This is a genomic window from uncultured Parabacteroides sp. (assembly GCF_905196875.1).
Classification (GTDB): domain Bacteria; phylum Bacteroidota; class Bacteroidia; order Bacteroidales; family Tannerellaceae; genus Parabacteroides.
Window position 1 is genome coordinate 1 of record NZ_CAJJWO010000123.1, and the last position, 7,268, is coordinate 7,268.

6 protein-coding genes, 1 tRNA gene and 1 pseudogene are annotated in these 7,268 nt (G+C 39.1%); 4 read left to right on the forward strand and 4 right to left on the reverse strand.

Annotated features, from left to right (window positions below; all coding sequences use genetic code 11):
* The 4 genes and pseudogenes from QZ076_RS21600 to QZ076_RS21615 all read left to right on the forward strand — a co-directional run.
* Positions 1-478 (forward strand): glycine zipper family protein (locus QZ076_RS21600; protein ID WP_293717178.1); only part of this gene is annotated, 478 nt, incomplete at its 5' end.
* 237 nt (positions 479-715) lie between these two features.
* The gene (locus QZ076_RS21605) at positions 716-1,591 is read left to right on the forward strand and encodes an AraC family transcriptional regulator (protein WP_293717179.1); all 876 of its coding nucleotides are present in this window, start codon (positions 716-718) and stop codon (positions 1,589-1,591) included.
* A gap of 88 nt (positions 1,592-1,679) precedes the next feature.
* On the forward strand, positions 1,680-2,099 hold the full coding sequence (locus tag QZ076_RS21610) for a pyridoxamine 5'-phosphate oxidase family protein (protein ID WP_195375416.1): 420 nt from the start codon (positions 1,680-1,682) through the stop codon (positions 2,097-2,099).
* Positions 2,100-2,444: 345 nt separating this feature from the next.
* Positions 2,445-2,594, forward strand: a pseudogene (locus QZ076_RS21615) (nitroreductase family protein); the annotation flags it as partial.
* A 128-nt stretch (positions 2,595-2,722) separates the two neighbouring features.
* Here the strand turns inward: QZ076_RS21615 and QZ076_RS21620 are convergent.
* The 4 genes from QZ076_RS21620 to sppA all read right to left on the reverse strand — a co-directional run bounded on the left by QZ076_RS21620 (position 2,723) and on the right by sppA (position 6,764).
* Positions 2,723-2,795, reverse strand: a tRNA-Phe gene (locus QZ076_RS21620).
* 76 nt (positions 2,796-2,871) lie between these two features.
* Positions 2,872-3,903, reverse strand: a complete 1,032-nt coding sequence (gene thiL / locus QZ076_RS21625) for a thiamine-phosphate kinase (protein ID WP_293717180.1) — start codon at positions 3,901-3,903, stop codon at positions 2,872-2,874.
* A gap of 5 nt (positions 3,904-3,908) precedes the next feature.
* The gene (lpxK, locus tag QZ076_RS21630; RefSeq protein WP_293717181.1) at positions 3,909-5,009 is read right to left on the reverse strand and encodes a tetraacyldisaccharide 4'-kinase; all 1,101 of its coding nucleotides are present in this window, start codon (positions 5,007-5,009) and stop codon (positions 3,909-3,911) included.
* 6 nt (positions 5,010-5,015) lie between these two features.
* Positions 5,016-6,764, reverse strand: a complete 1,749-nt coding sequence (gene sppA / locus QZ076_RS21635) for a signal peptide peptidase SppA (protein ID WP_293717183.1) — start codon at positions 6,762-6,764, stop codon at positions 5,016-5,018.
* Positions 6,765-7,268: the final 504 nt, after the last annotated feature.

Here is a 7,268-nt window from a genome sequence, read left to right on the forward strand (position 1 = left end):
CGGTGGGTATCGTGGAGAAGCGATCGGATCGTTCGTTGGTTCGGTTGGGGGAACCGTTTTGGGGGCAACTGCAGCTTCTTCGCAGAATCAGCGCAATAGAAATGCAACAAATGCCAGGGTATACCAACTTCCATACGTAGTTATAGAAGATATTTATCTGGAAGACCGCAATAATAACCAGATCGTGGATGCGGGAGAAACTTGCCGTATTTCGTTTATTCTTTCGAATGAAGGTAAACAGACTGCTTACAATCTTGAACCTATTATCAAAGTGGAGAAAGGAGGTAAGTATGTGAAGCTGTCCAATCCGGTTACGATCGGTCAGTTGCAACCAGGTAAACGGATGAGTTACACTATCACTTTGCATGCTTCTCCGAAATTGAAAGCCGGAGAAATTAGTCTTTCTGTCCGGCTGAAATCATCAGACGGTTATCTGACGGATAAAGAAACTTTTACGCTGCCTACTGGCAGATATTGAACATTCCTCACTGTAAGAACGGAGGCTGACAATAGTAACTAAACTGATATCCCGATTCATACAAACATGCCTGTCTTTCATGGGGATTTCCTGTATGTTTGCCTGCATCATCCGATAGTTTGATACATTTTTTCTATCCCTGATTGATATATCTGTCTTTTACTGTTATAACGTGAAAAAGTTGGTATTTATTTGGATATGTGCGCGAGGATTTTAGTAATTCGATATCTTTATGGCATGAAAAGTGTAATACCTCGATATACTTTCTATAAAAATAAATATGGAAATGAGTTGTTAGTCGATGTTGTCGAATTGAAAAGTATCAAGAAGTATTTGAGAAAGAGTTCGGTACATACGTTGACTTATTATGATATTACCTTTATTACTGAAGGTAGAGGTTCTTTTTCTATTGATAATCAGTTTTATGAAGCCTGCCCCGGTGATATAGTCTTTTCAAAACCAGGTGAAATACGTAATTGGGATAAAGAGGGTATTGTGAATGGATATGCACTTATTTTTGAGGAGGAGTTTTTATCCGCTTTCTTTAAGGATGACCAGTTTGTCCGGCATCTTGCTTTCTTTGATCCTGGAAGCACGGCTGCTAAGATACATCCGGTAGAACCTCTTTCCACGCGACTGTTGCAGCAGATTAGCAATATAAAAGAAGAAATTGGTTTGTACGGTCAACATGGAGATCATATATTGAGAGCCCAACTGTATGAAATACTAGTATTACTTGATAGGGTATACAAAGAAAGAGGAGAAATGCAGGTTTTTAGTAAGGAGAAGCGTAGCTCTCATATCAACAATTTTATTCACTGGGTCGACAAATCTTTTAAAAATCATCATTCTGTCGGATACTATGCCGATAAACTATGTATTACCCCCAATTATCTGAATGAGATTGTAACGGCATCTATGCAGGTAAATGCCAAACAGTATATTCGTAATAAACTGATGGGAGAGGCGAAACGGATGCTCACCTATACAGACCTACCTGTGTCTGAGATTGCTGTAATACTTAATTATGAAACGGTATCTTATTTTGTCCGTTCCTTTCGGTTATATACCGGACAAACACCTCTGGCATACCGGGAAACTCATAAACCGTGAAAAGTGACATTTCTCCCTTGTTTTTTGATCTGTTGCCGGATGAACTTTCCCTTATCTTCGTTGGTGTAAAATAAATAACAATTTAATTATGAGAGATGCAGAAAAGACAATAGGAAATATTGTCGACAAACAAACAATTGCTTTCCTCGGCTCTGTTGACCAGGAAGGATTCCCGAATATTAAAGCTATGTTGCAACCTCGTAATAGGGTTGGAATCCGTATTTTTTATTTTTCAACCAATACGTCCTCTATGCGGGTTGCACAGTTTAAGGCAAATGACCATTCCTGTATTTATTTTTGTGACAGGCGGTTTTTTAAAGGGGTAATGTTAAAAGGAACAATCGAGGTTCTGACAGATCCGGCCAGTAAAGAAATGATATGGCATCCAGGTGATACCATGTATTATAAAGAAGGTGTCACAGATCCGGATTATTGTGTGTTAAAATTCACAGCCTTTTCGGGAAGGTACTACAGTGGATTCAAATCGGAGGATTTTAATGTGGAATAGGTTCTTGGGATAGAAAGTTCTTTGTGGAGAGTATTTATCGATTATAACTCTACGTTATAATCGATAAATGTACTCTTTTTACCACAATAAGTCAGTGTAAGCTTATGCATTGCTCTTGTCGCTCTGTTGTGGCTATACCATATTGAACTTTCAAAGCACATCAGCAACTAGCCTGGGATATTTTGGAGAATACCCGTATTGTTTCAGTTTGGGAAAGTCTTGGTACTAGGCTAAATATTGTCGGTTCACTGAAGACTGGCCTGTTAATGAAGAACAGAGATATTGACTGCATATCTATACCGATGAGTTGGTTATTACTGATAGCTTTGCTGTAATGGGTAAACTACGGAACATATTTGTCTGGCAGCAACAGCAGTGAGACTAGGTAGCTGCTGGGTCTGTAACTTTGACTTGAATTTATTTAAAACGAACTTCCAGTTATCATCAGGAGAATATCCGGTAGCTATAATCTCGTTAGGGTATATCAAAGAATAACCGGAACGCTTTACAACTCGAAAAGATAAGAAAGAAATTGTAACTATCTTGTAAGTTTTAAATTAAAGATGTGTGAAGGCTGAAATGAAAAAAGTAGTTACAAATAAATGTAACTACTTGATTTTCAGTGGTGCCACCAGGAATCGAACCGGGGACACAAGGATTTTCAGTCCTTTGCTCTACCAACTGAGCTATGGCACCATTGTTTTGTTTAACGGGTGCAAAGATACGGACTTTTTTTTAATATGCAACAGTTTTATGGAAAAAGTGATTAAAATTATTCACTGAGTGAATTCCAGCCCTGAGCTTTTAATTCAACTTCTCCGCCATCACGGCCTACCAGATAGTTGCCTAATTCTGGCTTTGTGATGTGGCCGATTACTTTAACTCCTTTCATTTCAGATACTTTATCATGATCAGTCAAAGGAACGGTGAATAATAATTCATAATCTTCGCCACCATTTAGGGCTGCTGTTACCAGGTTCATACTGAATTGTTCGGCCATGGCAGCAGTCTGATAGTCGATGGGAATTCGATCTTCGTAAATACGGCAGCCAACATTACTTTCTTTTGAAATGTGTAATAACTCGGAGGAAAGACCATCGGAAATATCCATCATGGAGGTGGGAACGATTCCTGCTTTTTCCAGCATTTCAATAATGTCTTTGCGTGCTTCCGGCTTTAGTTGGCGTTCCAGTAGATATTCTTTTCCGGAAAAATCGGGAGTGAAATCCTTTTCTCCTTTGAATACACTCTTTTCACGTTCCAGTAACTGCAGACCCATGTATGCGGCTCCCAAGTCTCCGGATACGCAAACCAGATCAGTATCTTTAGCTCCATTACGGGTTACAACTTTCCCTTTTTCTCCTTCGCCAATGCAAGTAATGCTGATGCACATTCCGGTTAAAGAGGAAGAAGTGTCGCCTCCTACGATATCGACACCATAAATGTCACATGCGAGCTGAAGCCCCGAATAAAACTCTTCCAGGTCTTCTACAGAGAAACGTTTAGAGATTCCGATCGAGACAGTTATCTGTTTCGGTTTGCCGTTCATGGCATAGATATCGGAGAAATTGACTACGGCAGATTTATATCCCAGATGTTTCAACGGAACATACATCAGGTCGAAGTGGACGCCTTCAAGTAACAGGTCAGTTGTAACCAGAACTTGTTTTTCCTTGTAGTCCAGTACTGCTGCATCATCGCCAATACCTTTTACTGTACTTTCGTTTTTTAACTCTATTTTCTCTGTCAGGTGGCGGATTAAACCGAATTCACCTAATGTTGCTATTTCTGTTCTTTTACTCATTTTATTTATCGTAAAATATGTTCTCTATGAAAGGTTGTAATATGTTTTCGAATTTCATCGTCGAATCTTTTCTCCAGACAGAATTCGATGGTGATCGGTAGATAATACATATAAGCTTTCCATTCTTCGGGAATATATGGATTATCTGATAACCTGGCTGCATCTTTTTCTGTTGTCAGGATATATTTATCGGATGAACTCATTGATTCGAATGCACTTTTTATCCGTCTGATGTCGGATTTTCCAAAATCATGGTGATCTGGGAAAATCAACGGAGTAACTTTTTCTGAAAGTTTGCTAGCCTCTTTAATAAAGCTTCCGGGAGAGGCTATGCCTGATAGAACCAGAAGTTCTTCACCCTGACGTATGTCTTTTCGTGTAAGAGGTTTTGCTTGTGAAGCAAATACCGGCTCTATTTCGCCATAAGTAATATGTGTGAAATGAATGGACTGATGTGCCAGTAATTTCATGTTCTCTTCTATGATACGATATTCGATCGGCTTCATATCTTCTTCACACTTCGTTACGATAACTATATCTGCACGCCGTATTCCATTGACAGGTTCGCGGAGCAGGCCGACTGGTAATAATTTGTCGATGTAGAACAAACGATGATAATCTGTCAGTACGATCGAAAGCGAAGGAGTTACATAACGGTGTTGATAGGCATCGTCGAGGAGAATAATTTCCGGACGTTGATCATTCGGTAGTGCAAGCAAGTTGCTGATACCCCGTCGGCGGTTGGCGTCAACAGCAACAAGTATATCGGGAAACTTATGTTTCATTTGATAAGGTTCATCACCGATTTCGATGCTTGTATTTTGATTGTTTGCCAGGATAAAACCGGATGTTTTTCGTTTATACCCCCTACTGAGTACAGCTATTCTATGGCTGTCTTTTAACAGGCGGATAATATATTCCGTATGAGGAGTTTTCCCTGTTCCACCCACAGCCAGGTTTCCAATGCAAATGATAGGTATAGGGTATGACTCTGTTGGCAATACCCCCCAATCAAACAGTTGATTCCGAAATCGGACTCCTATCCCATATAGAAAAGAGATAGGAGAGAGCAGTGAGTGCATTTTTATGTTGCTTTCTGTCGGCATCTCGGATTATAAGGGTTTAACATCATAAGGTAGTCGTGCCTGAACTCCGGTTGTTGTTTTTATATTGCTCAGATTCTTAAAATATTCGTATTCATCACCTAAAACACTTTTTACAATGGATACTTTTACTTCTCCTAGTTGTTTTTCAATGAATTCTTTCCAAAAATCTTTCGTTCCTGAAACATAAGTCAGGCTGTAATCGCTCAAGTCGGCTAGTGAAGCTGCTGTTTCAATCGCTTTGTTTATACCGCCGAGCTCGTCGACCAACCTACGTTCCTTGGCTTGTTCACCGGTCCAGACGCGTCCCTGGCCAATTTCATTGATAGCTTCCTTGCTCATACCGCGGCCATCGGCACAACGAGTAATGAAAGTTTCATATCCTCTTTCAACGAAGGATTGGATAAGAACTTTTTCATCTTCGCGCATTGGGCGGCTCATGTCTCCCAGGTCGGCGTATGTGTTGGTCTTGACAATATCTGTTGTTAATGACAGTTTGTTGAACAGACCGGTTACATTCGGAAAGATACCGAAGATACCGATCGACCCGGTTAGTGTGTTAGGTTCTGCTATGATTTTGCTGGCAGCACATGAAATATAGTAACCTCCGGAAGCAGCAACATCACCCATGGAAACAACGATAGGTTTTACTTTTTTCAATTCTACGACCTGACGCCAGATCTGTTCTGATACGAAAGCGCTTCCTCCGGGAGAATTTACACGGAAGACTACGGCCTTAATATTGTTGTCGTTTTTCAACTTGATAAGTTCGGTTGCAACCTTTTCGGTAATTGTTTGCTCTACATTATAAGGAGAAGAGGAAACTTCGGGTTTGATTTCACCCTCGGCATACAAAATCGCAATACGATCAGCTTTTTCCCGATTGATCGTTTTTATACTTTTTATTTTTGTTATATCGGCCGTCTGCAAACGTTTATCGCTTTGTCCCGCCAGTTCTTTAACATATTCTTCTGCTTCCGGACGATATTTCAATTCATCTACCAATTTGCATTCAACAGCTTTCTCTGCAGAAGCAAAGGCATAGCCCTGGTTTGCAAAGTTATTAATGTCTTCGGTGGAGATATTTCTCGATTCGGCAATGCCACTAGTAACATTATCCCAGATAGTACTCATATATGATTGTATCTGTTCGCGGTTAGCATCACTTAATTTGTCGAGCATGAAGGGCTCTACTGCTCCTTTGTAAGTGCCAACTTTGAAGATCATCATGTCTACGCCGACTTTTTTTAGTAATTCTTTATAAAACATAGTCTGTGAAGCCATACCTATAAGACCTAATGTTCCTTGTGGATTAAGAAACACTTTGTCAGCCATTGAACATAGATAATAACATCCTTGGCTGTAATTGTCGGAGTAAGCAATAACGAACTTACCGCTTTCTTTAAAGTCTGTCAATGCTCTGCGGATTGCTTCAAGGCTGGCGGAGCCGGCATTAAGTGATTTTGCTTCTATATATATACCACTGATGTTTTTATTTTCTTTGGCTGTTTGAATTGTTGATAATATATCTTTTAAGGAAAGAGCTTTTTCTGTTTCTCCCATCAGCATGGCAAGAGGGTTTTCTTCTGTATTGTCTGATAAACTACCGTCAAGTGTTAGTTTATAGACGGTATTGTTTTTCGGACTGTAATCGGGAGTGCTATTTATGCTACTTGCAATGCCGATTATTGTGAAGATAAATACGATGGAAATCAGGCCAACAGCAACAAATACACCTAATGCTGAGGCAAACATCATTTTAAAAAATTGTTTCATATCTATATTTTCGTAAGTTTTTATCAGACAGCAAATATAGTTAACTTCTTGATACTAACCTTTCTTTTGCGTTGATTAATTTGAGCTATAAAGACATCTAGTTATTAAATAACACTTTTGCTTGACTTTTGTTATATATAACGTATTGAAATCCCATTCCCTTTCCTTATAAAAAAGCGTTTGATATATATCGAATGCAAGAAGTACATATATACTTTATTCGTTCGATAGATGTATTCTTTTCGTTTGATATATGTTAAACGAAAATTTGTACGAATTGTCCTGTCCTGAAATAAGTTTACAAAAAAGCGAAGTAAACTTATGTCAGGACAGGACAGAATGATTCTTTGTGGCGTATATAACGAATCGGGCTTGTTTTCCTCTGATAGAATCTTTTCCGTTATCATTTCCTGAGTTGTATCTATCACGCTCGTACATTATATTACAATGGTTTTTGCAGAAAAATAATTACAAAATAAATGCGAA